11 protein-coding genes and 1 tRNA gene are annotated in these 13,798 nt (G+C 69.8%); 9 read left to right on the forward strand and 3 right to left on the reverse strand.

What is annotated here, in order from left to right; all coding sequences use genetic code 11:
* Positions 1-215: 215 nt before the first annotated feature.
* From AB2L57_RS12205 to AB2L57_RS12215, 3 genes are all read right to left on the reverse strand, one after another.
* Positions 216-701 carry a reverse transcriptase-like protein gene (locus tag AB2L57_RS12205; RefSeq protein ID WP_292814581.1) on the reverse strand — a complete coding sequence of 162 codons (486 nt, stop codon included), beginning with the start codon at positions 699-701 and terminating at the stop codon, positions 216-218.
* Complete coding sequence (locus tag AB2L57_RS12210; RefSeq protein ID WP_292814584.1) at positions 698-1,429, reverse strand: zinc ribbon domain-containing protein; 732 nt, start codon at positions 1,427-1,429, stop codon at positions 698-700. Before AB2L57_RS12210 ends, AB2L57_RS12205 begins: the two co-directional genes overlap by 4 nt.
* A gap of 1 nt (position 1,430) precedes the next feature.
* Positions 1,431-1,503: transfer RNA gene (locus AB2L57_RS12215), tRNA-Val, on the reverse strand.
* Between the two features lie 159 nt (positions 1,504-1,662).
* On the opposite strand from AB2L57_RS12215, the gene aceE reads away from it, so the two are divergent.
* From aceE to AB2L57_RS12260, 9 genes are all read left to right on the forward strand, one after another.
* Positions 1,663-4,389, forward strand: a complete 2,727-nt coding sequence (gene aceE / locus AB2L57_RS12220) for a pyruvate dehydrogenase (acetyl-transferring), homodimeric type (RefSeq protein ID WP_409047209.1) — start codon at positions 1,663-1,665, stop codon at positions 4,387-4,389.
* The gene (locus AB2L57_RS12225; RefSeq protein WP_409047210.1) at positions 4,370-5,635 is read left to right on the forward strand and encodes a PucR family transcriptional regulator; all 1,266 of its coding nucleotides are present in this window, start codon (positions 4,370-4,372) and stop codon (positions 5,633-5,635) included. The genes aceE and AB2L57_RS12225 overlap by 20 nt, the downstream gene beginning before the upstream one ends.
* A 44-nt stretch (positions 5,636-5,679) precedes the next feature.
* Positions 5,680-6,594, forward strand: coding sequence for an ACP S-malonyltransferase (locus tag AB2L57_RS12230; RefSeq protein WP_292815199.1), 915 nt, complete (start codon positions 5,680-5,682; stop codon positions 6,592-6,594).
* Entirely contained in the window at positions 6,591-7,619 is a 1,029-nt protein-coding gene (locus AB2L57_RS12235) for a beta-ketoacyl-ACP synthase III (protein ID WP_292815202.1), read from the forward strand. Before AB2L57_RS12230 ends, AB2L57_RS12235 begins: the two co-directional genes overlap by 4 nt.
* A gap of 64 nt (positions 7,620-7,683) precedes the next feature.
* On the forward strand, positions 7,684-7,932 hold the full coding sequence (locus tag AB2L57_RS12240) for an acyl carrier protein (RefSeq protein WP_292815205.1): 249 nt from the start codon (positions 7,684-7,686) through the stop codon (positions 7,930-7,932).
* 61 nt (positions 7,933-7,993) lie between these two features.
* A complete protein-coding gene (locus AB2L57_RS12245) occupies positions 7,994-9,232 on the forward strand; it encodes a beta-ketoacyl synthase (protein ID WP_292815208.1) in 1,239 nt (412 codons plus the stop codon).
* Positions 9,233-9,460: 228 nt separating this feature from the next.
* The gene (locus AB2L57_RS12250) at positions 9,461-10,888 is read left to right on the forward strand and encodes a DUF222 domain-containing protein (RefSeq protein ID WP_409047211.1); all 1,428 of its coding nucleotides are present in this window, start codon (positions 9,461-9,463) and stop codon (positions 10,886-10,888) included.
* A 199-nt stretch (positions 10,889-11,087) separates the two neighbouring features.
* The gene (locus AB2L57_RS12255) at positions 11,088-12,086 is read left to right on the forward strand and encodes a hypothetical protein (RefSeq protein WP_409047212.1); all 999 of its coding nucleotides are present in this window, start codon (positions 11,088-11,090) and stop codon (positions 12,084-12,086) included.
* A gap of 78 nt (positions 12,087-12,164) precedes the next feature.
* Positions 12,165-13,793, forward strand: a complete 1,629-nt coding sequence (locus tag AB2L57_RS12260; RefSeq protein WP_409047213.1) for a S8 family peptidase — start codon at positions 12,165-12,167, stop codon at positions 13,791-13,793.
* Positions 13,794-13,798: the final 5 nt, after the last annotated feature.

A 13,798-nucleotide genomic window follows, 5' to 3' on the forward strand; every position in this document is an offset into this window, starting at 1 on the left:
GCCGGCCTGCGGCCAGGATGTCGGGATACCAGAGCGCCGTATCGCCCCAGACGATCCGCGGTGCCGTCGCCGCGTCGCCCAGCACATCACCGAGCACGTCACCCAGGCCGTCGCGCGCGACGGAACGGCGGCGGAGCTCGCGCCCCACACCGTCGAGGAACACGAGGGCGACGACGTCGCGGTCGGCGCGTCCGACGACGACGAATCGCGCGGTGTCAGTGGACGGTGAGGTCACGGCGGAAGCTCTCGCGCCGGTCCATCGCCTCGTTGGCCACCGCATCCGCGCGCGCGTTGTCGGCACGCGGGACCCACTCCAACTGCACCGGCCGCCCCGCGATCACCTCGCGGGCCTCGCGAGCGAGCTGCTGCATCGCCGGGTGCTTGATCTTCCAGCGTCCCGACACCTGCTCGACGACGAGCTTCGAGTCCATCCGCACGCGCACTCGCGCCGACGGGGCGATCTCGAAGGCCGCGCGCAGCCCCGCGATCAGTCCGCTGTACTCGGCGACGTTGTTGCTGGCGATGCCGACGTCGACGCCGATCTCGGCCAGGACCGCGCCCGTCGCGGCGTCGATCACGACGGCACCGCCGGCGGCCACGCCGGGGTTGCCACGCGAGCCGCCGTCCGCCTCGACAATGAGCTCGGCGGGTGTCGGCCCGGCCGACGGAGCGCTCGTCGCGCCCGAAGGCGAGTCGGTCACAGACCTGACTCCTCGGTGCGGACGAGGATCGCCGCGCACTCGGGACAGCTGACGACATCCGTCGCCGTGGCCGCGCGGATGAGCTGCAGGTCGGTGCCCGACAGCATCATGTGGCAGCTGCCGCACGTGCGGGCGCGCAGCAGGCCCGCTCCCGCGCCGCGTGCGGCGAGACGCTCGTACAGCGCGAGCAGGTCCGCGGGAAGAGCGGCGGCGATCGCGGCGCGGTCGCGAGTGAGCTGATCGATGCGGGTCGACGCGTCGCCGACCACAGCCTTGGCCTCGGCGGACAGTCGCGCGCCCTCCGCGTTCGTCTCGGCGATCGCCGCTTCCTGCTCCGCCACGGCGGCATCCGCCTGCTCGAGACGCTCCATCACACTGAGCTCGGCATCCTCCAGATCGCTCTGACGCCGCGTCAGCGAAGCGAGCTCGTGCTCGAGGCCTGCGGCATCCTTCGGATTGGTGACCGTCGCGAGAAGATCGTTGTCGCGCTTGCGACGAGCCTCGACCACCTTGACGTCGGATTCGATTCTCGCCAGCTCCGTGCGCAGGTCGTCGCGCGCCCCCGCGCGGATGGACAGCTCGTGCGAGAGGGTCTGGCGAGCCGCCACGAGCTGCTGGATGCGGGCCGCCTGCGGGGGGTTGCGGCGTTCGGCCTCTGCCTGGCGCAGGCGAGCATCGATGTCGGCGATCTCGAGAAGGCGCCGCTGATCGGCGGGTGCAGCTTGCATGTGGGCCCTGCCGGGATCGAACCGACGACATCCACGGTGTAAACGTGGCGCTCTACCAGCTGAGCTAAAGGCCCTCGCGCCCAGTCTAGGAGGCGACTCCGTCCCGGACGGTCACCACCCCCGCGGAAATGACTAGGCTGTTCCGCGGTGCGCATTTGTGGGAAGCCGACAAAGCTCCGCGCCCCTTACCCGGTTCCCCGGCACGATCTGCCGGCTCGAAGAAAGGTCACCCGGTGACTGTTCACGACCAGGACCCGTATTCGCAGGACGCTGCCGACAGCGACCCCGAAGAGACCTCGGAATGGCAGGAATCCCTGCAGCAGCTCGTCGATGCCAAGGGCCACGGCCGCGGTCGCGAGATCATGCTGAGCCTGCTGAAGAAATCGCACGATCTGCACCTGGGCGTGCCGATGGTGCCGACGACCGACTACATCAACACGATCGCTCCCGAGAACGAGCCGGACTTCCCCGGCGATGAGGAGATCGAGCGCCGCTACCGTGCGTGGATCCGCTGGAACGCGGCCATCACGGTGCACCGCGCACAGCGCCCCGGCATCGGCGTGGGTGGTCACATCTCGACGTACGCGTCCTCCGCCGCCCTCTACGAGGTCGGTTTCAACCACTTCTTCCGCGGAGCGGACCACCCCTCCGGCGGCGACCAGATCTTCATCCAGGGCCACGCATCGCCCGGCACGTACGCGCGCGCCTTCCTCGAGGGGCGTCTGACCGAGGCGCAGCTCGACGGCTTCCGCCAGGAGAAGTCGGCCGGACGCAACGGAATCCCGTCCTACCCGCACCCCCGACTCATGCCCGAGTTCTGGCAGTTCCCGACGGTGTCGATGGGACTCGGACCGATCAACGCCATCTACCAGGCGATGACGAACAAGTACCTCACCAACCGCGGCATCAAGGACGTCGGCGACGGGCACGTCTGGGCATTCCTCGGCGACGGCGAGATGGACGAGGTCGAGAGCCGCGGCCAGCTGCAGGTCGCCGCCAACGAGGGCCTGGACAACCTCACGTTCATCGTCAACTGCAACCTGCAGCGCCTGGATGGCCCGGTGCGCGGCAACGGCAAGATCATCCAGGAGCTCGAGAGCTTCTTCCGCGGCGCCGGCTGGAACGTCATCAAGGTCGTCTGGGGTCGCGAGTGGGACGACCTGCTCGCCCGCGACACCGATGGCGCCCTGCTGAACCTCATGAACGTCACGCCCGACGGCGACTACCAGACGTTCAAGGCCGAGGACGGCGCTTACGTGCGCGACAACTTCTTCGGTCGCGACGAGCGCGCCCTCGCCCTCGTGAAGGACTACACCGACGAGCAGGTGTGGAACCTCAAGCGCGGGGGCCACGACTACCGCAAGGTCTACGCGGCCTTCAAGGCGGCCGTCGAGCACAAGGGCCAGCCCACCGTCATCCTCGCCAAGACCATCAAGGGCTACGGCCTGGGTCCGCACTTCGAGGGCCGCAACGCGACCCACCAGATGAAGAAGATGACCCTCGACGACCTCAAGCAGTTCCGCGACGCGATGCACATCCCCATCAGCGACGCGCAGCTCGAGGAGAACCCGTACCAGCCGCCGTACTACAACCCCGGCACGGGCGACGAGACCATCCGGTACATGCTCGACCGACGGCGCGACCTCGGCGGCTTCATCCCCGAGCGCCGCGCGACCCACGTGGACCTCGCGCTGCCGGGCGACGCCGCCTACGCCCTGCCAAAGAAGGGATCGGGCACGCAGGAGATCGCCACGACGATGGCCTTCGTGCGCCTGCTGAAGGACCTGCTGCGCGCGAAGGACTTCGGCCACCGCATCGTGCCGATCATCCCCGATGAGGCGCGCACGTTCGGCATGGACGCGTTCTTCCCGACGGCGAAGATCTACAACCCGAACGGCCAGCACTACACCTCGGTCGACCGCGAACTGCTCCTGGCGTACAAGGAGAGCCCGCAGGGGCAGATCATGCACGTCGGCATCAACGAGGCGGGTGCCCTCGCCGCCTTCACCGGCGTCGGCACGTCCTACTCCACGCACGGCGAGCCGCTCATCCCGGTCTACATCTTCTACTCGATGTTCGGCTTCCAGCGCACCGGCGACGCCCAGTGGGCCGCCGGCGACCAGATGGCGCGCGGGTTCATCATCGGCGCCACGGCGGGACGCACGACACTCACGGGCGAGGGCCTCCAGCACGCCGACGGCCACTCGCACCTGCTCGCCTCCACCAACCCGGCCACGGTGTCCTACGACCCCGCCTACGGCTACGAGATCGCCCACATCGTGCGCTCGGGCATCGAGCGGATGTACGGCGGAGCACACCCCGATCCCAACGTCATGTACTACATGACCGTGTACAACGAGCCGATCGTCCAGCCCGCCGAGCCCGAAGATGTGGACGTGGACGGCATCGTCCGCGGCATCCACCGCGTCTCGGTCGGCGAGGGCGAGGGTGCGCGCGCCCAGCTGCTCGCATCGGGCGTGGGCGTGCCGTGGGCGATCGAGGCCCAGCAGCTGCTGCGCCAGGACTGGGGGATCGCCGCGGACGTGTGGTCGGTGACCTCCTGGACGGAGCTGCGCCGCGACGGCCTCGCCGTCGACGAGCACAACTTCCTGCACCCGGGCGAGCCGTCGCGCACCGCCTACATCACGCAGAAGCTGGCCGGCGCTCCCGGGCCCGTCATCGCCGTGAGCGATTTCATGCACGCCGTTCAGGACCAGATCCGCCCCTGGGTGCAGCACGACTACTGGACGCTGGGCGCCGACGGCTTCGGCTTCTCGGACACCCGAGCCGCCGCCCGCCGGTACTTCAAGATCGACGGTCCCTCGATCGTCGTCCGCACGCTGCAGGCTCTCGCCACGCAGGGCGCCGTGGATGCCGGAGTCGTCGCCGCGGCGATCGAGAAGTACCGTCTGCACGATGTGACGGCCGGCACGACCGGGAATGCCGGCGGCGAGAGCTGACGCTCAGGTGGCAGGGACGACGCAGTCCGAGCGCAAGGCGGAGACACTCACGTGGCTCCGCCGTATCTCGGGCGACCTCGCGACAGCGACGCTGAAACGTCTCGAGGACACCCTGCCCTGGTACCGCGAGATGCCGCCTGGGCGACGATCGGCCGTCGGCTTGGTCGCCCAGGCAGGCATCACGTCGTTCATCCAGTGGTACGAGGATCCCGAGTCCACACCGTGGATCGCGGCCGACATCTTCGCGGCGGCGCCGCGGGAGCTGCTGCGCAGCGTCAGCCTGCAGCAGACCCTGCAGCTGATCCGCGTGACCGTCGAGATCACGGAGGAGCGCGTCGCCGGCCGGGGCGGAAACGTTCGCGAAGCGATCCTCAAGTACTCCCGCGACGTCGCATTCGCCGCGGCCGACGTCTATGCACGCGCCGCCGAGGCGCGCGGTCTGTGGGATGCCCGGCTCGAGGCGCTCGTCGTCGACTCGATCCTCACCGGCGAGGCTGACGCCGAACTGCCGAGCCGTATCGCCGCGCTCGGCTGGCACGGACACGGCGAGGTCTGCGTCCTCGTCGGCACCACGCCGCCGCAGTTCGACGTCGATCAGCTGCGGCGAATGGCGCGCAAGCTCGGCGTCGACGTCCTGATCGGCGTGCAGGGATCGCGCCTCGTTCTCGTCATGGGTCGCTCCGACGCGGGCGCACGTGGCGAAGAGCCTGTCGCTGACCTGCCTTTTCCGGACATCGCCCTGCACCTGGAGCCCGGGTTCGGACCCGGCCACCTCGTGCTCGGGCCTCCCGTGCCTGCGCTGGTCGATGCGAGCGCGAGCGCCCGGGCGGCCCTCGCCGGCTTCGCCGTCGCACGCGGGTGGCGGCACGCTCCACGGCCCGTCGAGGCCGACGATCTCCTGCCGGAGCGCGCGCTGGCCGGCGACCCGCTCGCCAAGCAGACCCTCGTCGAACGCATCTACCGTCCGCTGCAGGCGCACTCACCCGATCTCGTGACGACGCTGTGGAGCTACCTCGACAACGGGCGCTCGCTCGAGGCCACCGCGCGCGAACTGTTCGTGCACCCCAACACCGTGCGCTATCGACTCAAGCGCGTCAGCGAGGTGATCGGGTGGGATGCCACCGGCCCGCGCGAGGCGCTCATCCTGCAATCCGCCCTCATCCTGGGACAGGTGGCGGGTGCCGAGGGGCAGCGCAAGCGTCCCGGATTGGCGGGCGCGCACAAACGTCCGGCGGTTTCTTCGTAGCACGGCGCCAGAATCGGCATCCGTGGGATTGGCAGACTGGTCGAGTGATCGTCGTCGTATGCCCGGGACAGGGTTCGCAGTCCCCGGGTTTCCTCACCCCCTGGCTCGAGCTCGATGGAGCACGCGACACCCTCGTGGCATACTCCGAGGCCGCCGAGGTCGACCTGATCGCCGCCGGCACGGAGTGGGATGCCGACGCGATCCGCGACACGCGCGTGGCCCAGCCGCTCATCGTCGCCGCGAGCATGCTCTCGTGGCAGCATCTGCCGGGCCGCGAGCAGGTGCGAGGTGTCGCGGGTCACTCGGTCGGCGAGCTCGCCGCGCTTGCGATCAGCGGCGTCCTGGAGCCGCTCGAGGCGATGCGACTTGTCGGGGTGCGCGGGCGGGCGATGGCTGCCGCAGCCGCGCTCGAGAGCACCGGCATGAGTGCCATCCTCGGGGGCGCAGAAAGCGACGTGCTCGCGCGCCTGGCGGAGCTCTCGCTCACGCCGGCGAACTACAACGGCGGCGGGCAGATCGTCGCGGCGGGCGGGCTGGACGCGCTCGGCGTGCTCGCCGCCGAACCGCTGCGGGGTACTCGCGTGGTGCCGCTGCAGGTCGCCGGGGCCTTCCACACCTCGTACATGACCCCTGCCGTCGCCGAGCTGCGCTCCGCGGCCGACCGGGTGAGTGCATCCGACCCCGCGTTGACGCTTTGGACGAACAGCACGGGAGCCACGGTCGCCGACGGCGACGAAGCCCTGCGGCTGCTCGTCGGTCAGGTGGCGTCCCCGGTGCGCTGGGACCTGTGCATGGCGGGCTTCGCCGAAGCCGGCACGACGGGCCTGGTCGAACTCGCTCCGGCCGGCGCCCTGACGGGCCTGGCCAAGCGTGCCATGCGGGGCACGCCCGCCGTCGCGCTGAAGACTCCCGACGACCTCGAGGCCGCCGCGACGCTGCTTTCGGAGGAGAACGCATGAGCACCATCACACCCCTCGTCCAGCCGACGGGACCCGCCCACACCCGCATCTACGCCTACGGCGCGGCGCGCGGTGAGGAGTACGTCGACAACGACGCGCTCGTGGGGCCCATCGACTCCAGCGACGAGTGGATCCGCCAGCGCACCGGGATCGTCACGCGCACACGCGCCATCGCGACGACGTCGGCTATCGATCTGGCGGCCGACGCCGCCGTCGAGGCCATCGAGGCATCCGGCGTCCAGGCGTCCGACATCGACCTCGTGATCGTCGCGACGATCAGCAACCCGAAGCAGACGCCATCGGTCTCGGCGATCGTCGCCGACCGCGTCGGCGCCAATCCCGCCGCCGCCTACGACCTCAACGCAGCCTGCGCGGGCTTCGCCTACGGTGTCGCGCAGGCCGACGCCCTGATCCGAGCGGGAGCGGCGCACTACGCGGTCGTCATCGGCACGGAGAAGTTGAGCGACATCGTCGATCCCACCGACCGCAGCATCTCGTTCCTGCTCGGCGACGGGGCCGGAGCGGTGGTCGTCGGGCCGAGCGACACGCCCGGAATCGGGCCGACGATCTGGGGCTCGGACGGCTCCAAGGCCGACGCCGTGGGCATGAACCACACGCTGACCGAGTTCCGCGACGCAGCGTCGCCCTGGCCGACGCTGCGGCAGGAGGGGCCCACGGTCTTCCGCTGGGCGGTGTGGGAGATGGTGAAGGTCGCCCGGCAGGCCCTCGAGGCTGCGGGCGTGACAGCCGACGACCTGGCGGCCTTCGTGCCTCACCAGGCGAACATGCGCATCATCGACGAGTTCGCGAAGCAGCTCGGTCTGCCCGAGAGTGTCGTCGTCGCCCGCGACATCGAAACCACCGGCAACACGTCGGCCGCTTCGATCCCGCTGGCCACACACCGACTGCTCGCCGAGCACCCGGAGGTCGCCGGCGGGCTCGCCCTGCAGATCGGCTTCGGCGCGGGGCTGGTCTTCGGCGCGCAGGTCGTCGTGCTCCCGGGCACGGCGGACTCGTCGCCCTAGACTGATCTGCGGTCGCCGACACGTCCACTCCCCCGAACTCGAATCACCCATAGAAGGAGACATCATGGCCCTTTCCACCGAAGAGGTGCTCGCAGGCCTCGCCGAGCTCATCACCGACGAGACCGGCATCTCGGCCGACGAGGTCGCGCTCGAGAAGTCGTTCACCGACGACCTCGACATCGACTCCATCTCGATGATGACGATCGTCGTCAACGCCGAGGAGAAGTTCGGTGTGACGATTCCCGACGACGAGGTCAAGAACCTCAAGACCGTCGGCGACGCCGTCACCTTCATCACCTCGAACCAGTCCTGATCCGGCGGCCCGGGGGCGTGTGCCCCCGGGATCTCCGTTCTTCCCCGTGAGGTTTCGTGTCATGACCACCCCCCGTATCGTCGTCACCGGCATCGGCGCGAGTTCGCCGCTCGGCGGCACCGCCCCCGAGAGCTGGAGTGCGCTGCTCGCCGGCGAGTCGGGTGCGCGCACCCTCGAGCACGAGTGGGTCGCCACCTACGAACTGCCCGTCACGTTCGCGGCCGAGGCGAAAGTCCGCCCCGAAGCGGTGCTCGCGCGGCCGGTTGCCAAACGTCTCGACCCGGCGTCGCAGTTCGCGCTCGTCGCGGCGATGGAGGCGTGGGAGGACGCGGGAGCGCCCGAGGTCGACCCCGAGCGCCTCGGCGTCGACTTCGCCACCGGCATCGGCGGTGTGTGGACCCTGCTCGACGCGTGGGACACGCTGCGCGAGAAGGGTCCTCGCCGGGTGATGCCGATGACGGTGCCGATGCTCATGCCCAATGCGGCGGCGGGAAATCTCTCCCTCCACTTCGGAGCGCGCGCCTTCGCGCGCACCGTCGCCAGCGCCTGCGCCTCGAGCACCGAGTCGATCGTGAACGCCGTCGAGCACCTGCAGGACGGGCTCGCCGACATCGTCATCGCGGGCGGCACCGAATCCGCCATCCACCCCATCACCGTCGCCTCGTTCGCCTCGATGCAGGCGCTTTCGCGCCGCAACGACGACCCGAGCACGGCATCGCGCCCGTGCAGCGTCGACCGCGACGGCTTCGTCATGGGCGAGGGCGCCGGCGCGTTGATCCTCGAGACCGAAGAGCACGCCAAGGCCCGCGGCGCGAAGATCTACGCGTACGTGGTCGGCGGCGGCGTGACCGCGGATTCGTACCACATCACGGCCAACGATCCCGAGGGCCGTGGAGCGGCACGCGCCGTCCGACTTGCTCTGGAGATGGCCGATGCCTCGCCCGACGACGTGACCCACATCAACGCCCACGCCACCTCCACCCCGGTCGGCGATCCGAACGAGTATCAGGCGCTGAAGGCCGTCTTCGGTGCCCGGGTCGATGAGATCCCCGTCTCCGCCACGAAGGCTTCGACCGGCCACCTGCTCGGCGGCACGGGGGCGCTGGAGGCGATCTTCACGGTGCTCGCCATCGGTCAGCGTCAGGCCCCGCCCACCATCAACCTGACGACACAGGATCCCGAGGTGCCGTTCCGCATCTCCGGCGATGTGCAGGATCTCGGTGCTGGTGACCAGCTCGCGATCAGCAACTCTTTCGGCTTCGGCGGGCACAACGCGGTTGTCGCGTTCTCCAACGCCTGATCCGATTCTGTTTTCGCCTCCTGGGCCTTTTGCGCGCCCTGAGCCAGTCTTCGCGCGCCATGCCCGTTGCGCCCCCTGAGCTGCTACGTGCCCTGAGCTCGTCGAAGGGCGCTCGGGTCTCGCTGCCGACTTGAGATGAGAGAAGTCTCATTCGAGAAATTTGCCGTGGGGCGTCAGAGATACATATATACGACTCTCGATGTCGGAGACCTGTCGTAGAGTTCGAATATGAGAACACCGACCGGCGGCGACGCACACGACGACAACGTCGATGGCGTCGATGTCGACGGTGTGGATGCTGTCGCGGCGGCCCTTGCGGCGAAGTACGCGGCCGCGGTGGCAGGGGTGGCCTCGGCCGAAGCTGAGGTCATGGCGGTGCTGGCTGAGGCGCAGGCGGTGGGTTTGGAGCGGGTGGCGGAGATCCCCCGCTCCGCCGGTCGCGAAGCCGAACTACCCTTGCGGGCACTGGCTGCGGAGCTGGGGGCGTGTGCGCGGCAACCCGACCGGTCGGTACAGCGGCGGATGAACGACGCCCACACCCTCGTGAACCGGTTCGCGGCGTCGTTTGAGGCGCTGGCCGCGGGTGTCGTGTCGGTCGGGCATGTGCGGGCGATCGTGGAACACGGGGTGAAACTCACCGACCCGGAGGTGCGCGCCTCGTTCGAGGTTGAGGCGTTGGAGCGGGCCGCGTCCACCACGCCCGGGCGGCTCGGACCGCAGCTCGCGAGGCTCGTGGAGCAGGTGCAGCCGACGACGTTCGCGGAGCGGCATCAGGTCGCGCGCAAGAGCGGCGGGGTGTGGGTGCGGGACGTCGAAGACGGGATGACCGAACTCCTCCTCCGAGGCCCGGCGGTGCCGGTGCACGGCATCCACGACATGATCACCCACATCGCCCGCGACGTCCTCAACACCGCACACGCCGCCGAAACCGCGGACGCGGCGGCTGCGAGCGCAGCTGGGACTGGCGAGCCTGCGGCTGACGCGGCTGCCGCGGGCGGCGCGGGCGGCGCGGGTGGCGCGGGTGGCGGCATCGTGGATTCTCGGACCCTGGATCAGGTGCGTGCCGACGTGCTCATGGAGATGGTCCTCACCCACCGCATCGACACCGAGACCGGTGAAGGGCTCGGTGACGGGCACGGTGGGCTCGCGTCGATCCGCGCGACGGTCAACGTCACCGTCCCCGCCCTCGCACTCGCCGGGGTGACCGATGACCCCGCAGAGCTGGTGGGACGGGCGCCGATCGACCTCGACACCGCGAGGATCCTCGCGAAATCCGTTCCGGGATGGGAACGGGTGCTCGCCGATCCGATCACCGGCGGGGTCCTCGCCGTCGACAGGTACACGAGATCCGCGGACTTGACCCGACATTTGAGGGTGAGGGATCCGCACTGCAGATTCCCGGGCTGCCGCATGCCCACCCATCGGTGCGATATGGATCATGGTGAGGATTTCGCCCTCGGCGGAGCAACCGATCATCGAAACCTCTGCGCCCTCTGCCGACGACACCACACCCTCAAGGGCGAGACACCGTGGCGGGTGAAACATCACCCGGGCGGGGTGATCGAGTGGATATCCCCCGGCGGACTCCACTACACAGACACCCCACCACCCGTCACCATCGGATTCATCCCCGACGTAGAGGACGCACCCTTCTGAAACCGAGCACAATTCGGACGCCGCCTCAAGCGTGTCGATCACCACGGCCGCCTGAGCGACGAAGGAAGCGATAGTCGACGCAACCAGGCGAGGCAGCGCACGGCGCGCGGCGCGCGAGTCGACGCGACACGCGACACGCGACACGGCGGACGACAGCGCCCGAGCCCATCTCCCAGACAGCAGGATTAGGATCTGCCCGATGGCCGAGAAGGTACACAGGATCCACACACTTCCCTCCGACACACCGTGGGAGGGCGGGTTGCCGCCCGTGGGCTCCGAGGAGCACCCGCGGGTGATCCGCGCACTCGATCGCGTCCTCGCCATACAGCGCCCCGTCGTCGTCGCACATATCCGCAGCATCCGCCTCCGGCATCCCGATGCCACGACCACCGAGATCGTGCGGATGCTGGAGCGACGGTACCTCGCCGCCGTCACCACCGGCGGAGCCGCCGTCGGAGCGACCGCCGTCGTGCCCGGCATCGGAACCGGCGTCACTCTCGCCCTCTCCGGCGTCGAAACGGTGGGATTCCTGGAATCCACGACCCTCTTCGCGCAGTCGGTCGCCGAGGTCCACGGCATCGCCGTCGACGACCCCGACCGCGCCCGCGCGCTCGTCCTGACCCTCATGCTCGGCAAAGAGGGCGTCGACCTCGTGTCGCAGCTCGCGGGACAAGCGGCAGGCAAGGGCGTGACGCGTCCCGCGTACTGGGGCGAACTCGTCACGAAGACACTCCCCCGCGCCGCCGTCGGCCCTCTCGTCGACCGCCTGAAGACGAGCTTCATCCACCAGTTCGCGGTGCGCGGCGGCGCGTCCTGGGTGGGCAAGGCGCTGCCCTTCGGTGTGGGCGCCGTCATCGGCGGCGCGGGAAACCACATCCTCGGCCGCCGCGTCCTCACCGGCTCCCGGCGCGCGTTCGGCGTGCCCCCGGCCGCGCTACCCGGCGATCTCGAACCCCGGCCCGGCGCGCAGCGGCTCGAACGCTCCGCCGTAACGGGCGTACGACGCGCAGGCGGCGCTGTTGCAGGACTCGTCGGCGCCTCTGCACGTACCGTCGGCGCTGCGGGCAGCCGCATCGGCGGCTCCGTCGCCCAGGCGACCCGCCGCGTGCGACCCTCACGCGAACGCCCGGAACTCACCACCGGCGCGACCGACGACACCGGCGTGAACGACGACACCGACGCCGCCCGCCCCAGCTGACACGCGCACCCCTGGCGTGCGCGACCAGCGCGCGGTACTGTGCCCTCGGATCCCGGCGGTGTGGGCAGGGGGTGGGCGATGGCGCGTTCTCAGGAACCACCCGACCTGCCGCGCGAGTTCCCCGGGCTCGAGCCCGACGACGACCTGCTGCCGGATCCCCTGCAACCGGGGCCGCAGGGTGAAGATCCGGGTCAGGTCGATCGACGCGAGCCCGCGCCGCGGCGCCCGGGCGGACCCGCGTTCGAGCTGCCCGGAATGCCGCGCACAGCATCCCTCGTCACCGATTCGGTCATCACGCGCCCCCTCAGCGAGCGGATGGCCTCAGCTCCCCCCGATGAGGCGATCGGCATCATCGTCGAACTGCGCACCGACAGCGGCCTGGAGCCGGCCCACGCTCTCGCGCAGCTGACGACGATGCTCACGATGATCGCCCCCCGCGCCCCCGTGTGGAACACCCGCGCCTACCTGATGTCAGCCCTCACCGCCGACGAGATCCGCCGCCTGGCCGAGGTCGACTCCCGCGGCGCCGCACGGAGCGGTTCGTCGCGGCACGATCAGCGCAGTGCGCCGCGACGCTTCATCCACCGCATCTGGCCCAACTTCGAGGTGCGCGCAGCCGTGCACCGCACCGTGATGACCACCAAAGCCGAGGCGGCGATCCGCGCGTTCGACGCCACCGGCGAGGGCATCGTCTGGGCCGTGCTCGACACCGGGGTCGATGCGAAGCATCCGCACTTCGCCGCCCATGACACCTTCGACCTGCCCGGCAACCTCGCCCACCGCAGCTTCGTCCCCGGTTCGAGCGACGCCGATGCCCTCACGGATGTCAACGGACACGGCACCCACGTCACGGGGATCATCGCGGGAGGCCGTACCGCGACCGCGAAGAGACCGATCGTCGCGGCGACCTGGTACCGCACGGCGGGCGGAGGGGCCGGCGTCGAACGCGTCTCGCTGGATCGGATCAGCGGCATGGCACCGCGCACGAAGATCCTCTCGTGCAAAGTCCTGCGCGACGATCGCACGGGCGACGTCGCGGCGTTGCTCGCCGCACTCGAACACATCCAGGATCTGAACAACGGCGGCCGCGAGCTCAACGTCCACGGCGTCAACCTCTCGCTCGGCTACCCGTTCGATCCGTCCTGGTTCGCCACCGGGCTCTCGCCGGTGTGCCGAGAGGTGGATCGACTCGTCGCCTCGGGCGTGTGCGTCGTCGTCGCGGCCGGCAATACGGGGTACGGCGCGGCCCGCGACACCGCGGGGAGAGAGATGCGGCTCGGGTTCGGCATGACGATCAACGATCCCGGCAACGCCGCGCGCGGGATCACCGTCGGCTCGACCTCCGTCAATCCGTACTCGTCGGGGGTGTCGTACTTCTCCTCGAAGGGTCCCACGGGAGACGGCAGGCTCAAGCCCGATCTTGTCGCCCCCGGCGAGCGCGTGGTCAGCGCGGGCGCCGGCTACCTGTTGGAGAAGGCCCGCGCCCACGTGGCCGACGCGGCATACGTCGAGGATTCCGGCACGTCGATGTCGGCCCCGCATGTATCAGGAGTAGCGGCCGGCTTCCTCTCGGTGCACAGGGAGTTCATCGGCAAACCCGACGAACTCAAGCGCATCCTGATGGACACGGCGAGCGACCTCGGTCGCGAACGCGCGTTCCAGGGCCGCGGCCTCGTCGATGCGATGCGGGCCATCCAATCCGTCTGAGAGCG

It is taken from the genome of Microbacterium sp. HA-8, from assembly GCF_046111165.1.
Taxonomy (GTDB): Bacteria; Actinomycetota; Actinomycetes; order Actinomycetales; family Microbacteriaceae; genus Microbacterium.

Bases quoted from the DNA above. Each gene is read 5' to 3' on its own strand.
- AB2L57_RS12260 (WP_409047213.1), top strand. From the start codon at position 12,165: ATGGCGCGTTCTCAGGAACCACCCGACCTGCCGCGCGAGTTCCCCGGG.
- AB2L57_RS12225 (WP_409047210.1), top strand. From the start codon at position 4,370: ATGCCGGCGGCGAGAGCTGACGCTCAGGTGGCAGGGACGACGCAGTCC.
- AB2L57_RS12250 (WP_409047211.1), top strand. From the start codon at position 9,461: ATGAGAACACCGACCGGCGGCGACGCACACGACGACAACGTCGATGGC.
- AB2L57_RS12235 (WP_292815202.1), top strand. From the start codon at position 6,591: ATGAGCACCATCACACCCCTCGTCCAGCCGACGGGACCCGCCCACACC.
- AB2L57_RS12240 (WP_292815205.1), top strand. From the start codon at position 7,684: ATGGCCCTTTCCACCGAAGAGGTGCTCGCAGGCCTCGCCGAGCTCATC.
- AB2L57_RS12210 (WP_292814584.1), bottom strand. From the start codon at position 1,429: ATGCAAGCTGCACCCGCCGATCAGCGGCGCCTTCTCGAGATCGCCGAC.
- AB2L57_RS12245 (WP_292815208.1), top strand. From the start codon at position 7,994: ATGACCACCCCCCGTATCGTCGTCACCGGCATCGGCGCGAGTTCGCCG.
- AB2L57_RS12255 (WP_409047212.1), top strand. From the start codon at position 11,088: ATGGCCGAGAAGGTACACAGGATCCACACACTTCCCTCCGACACACCG.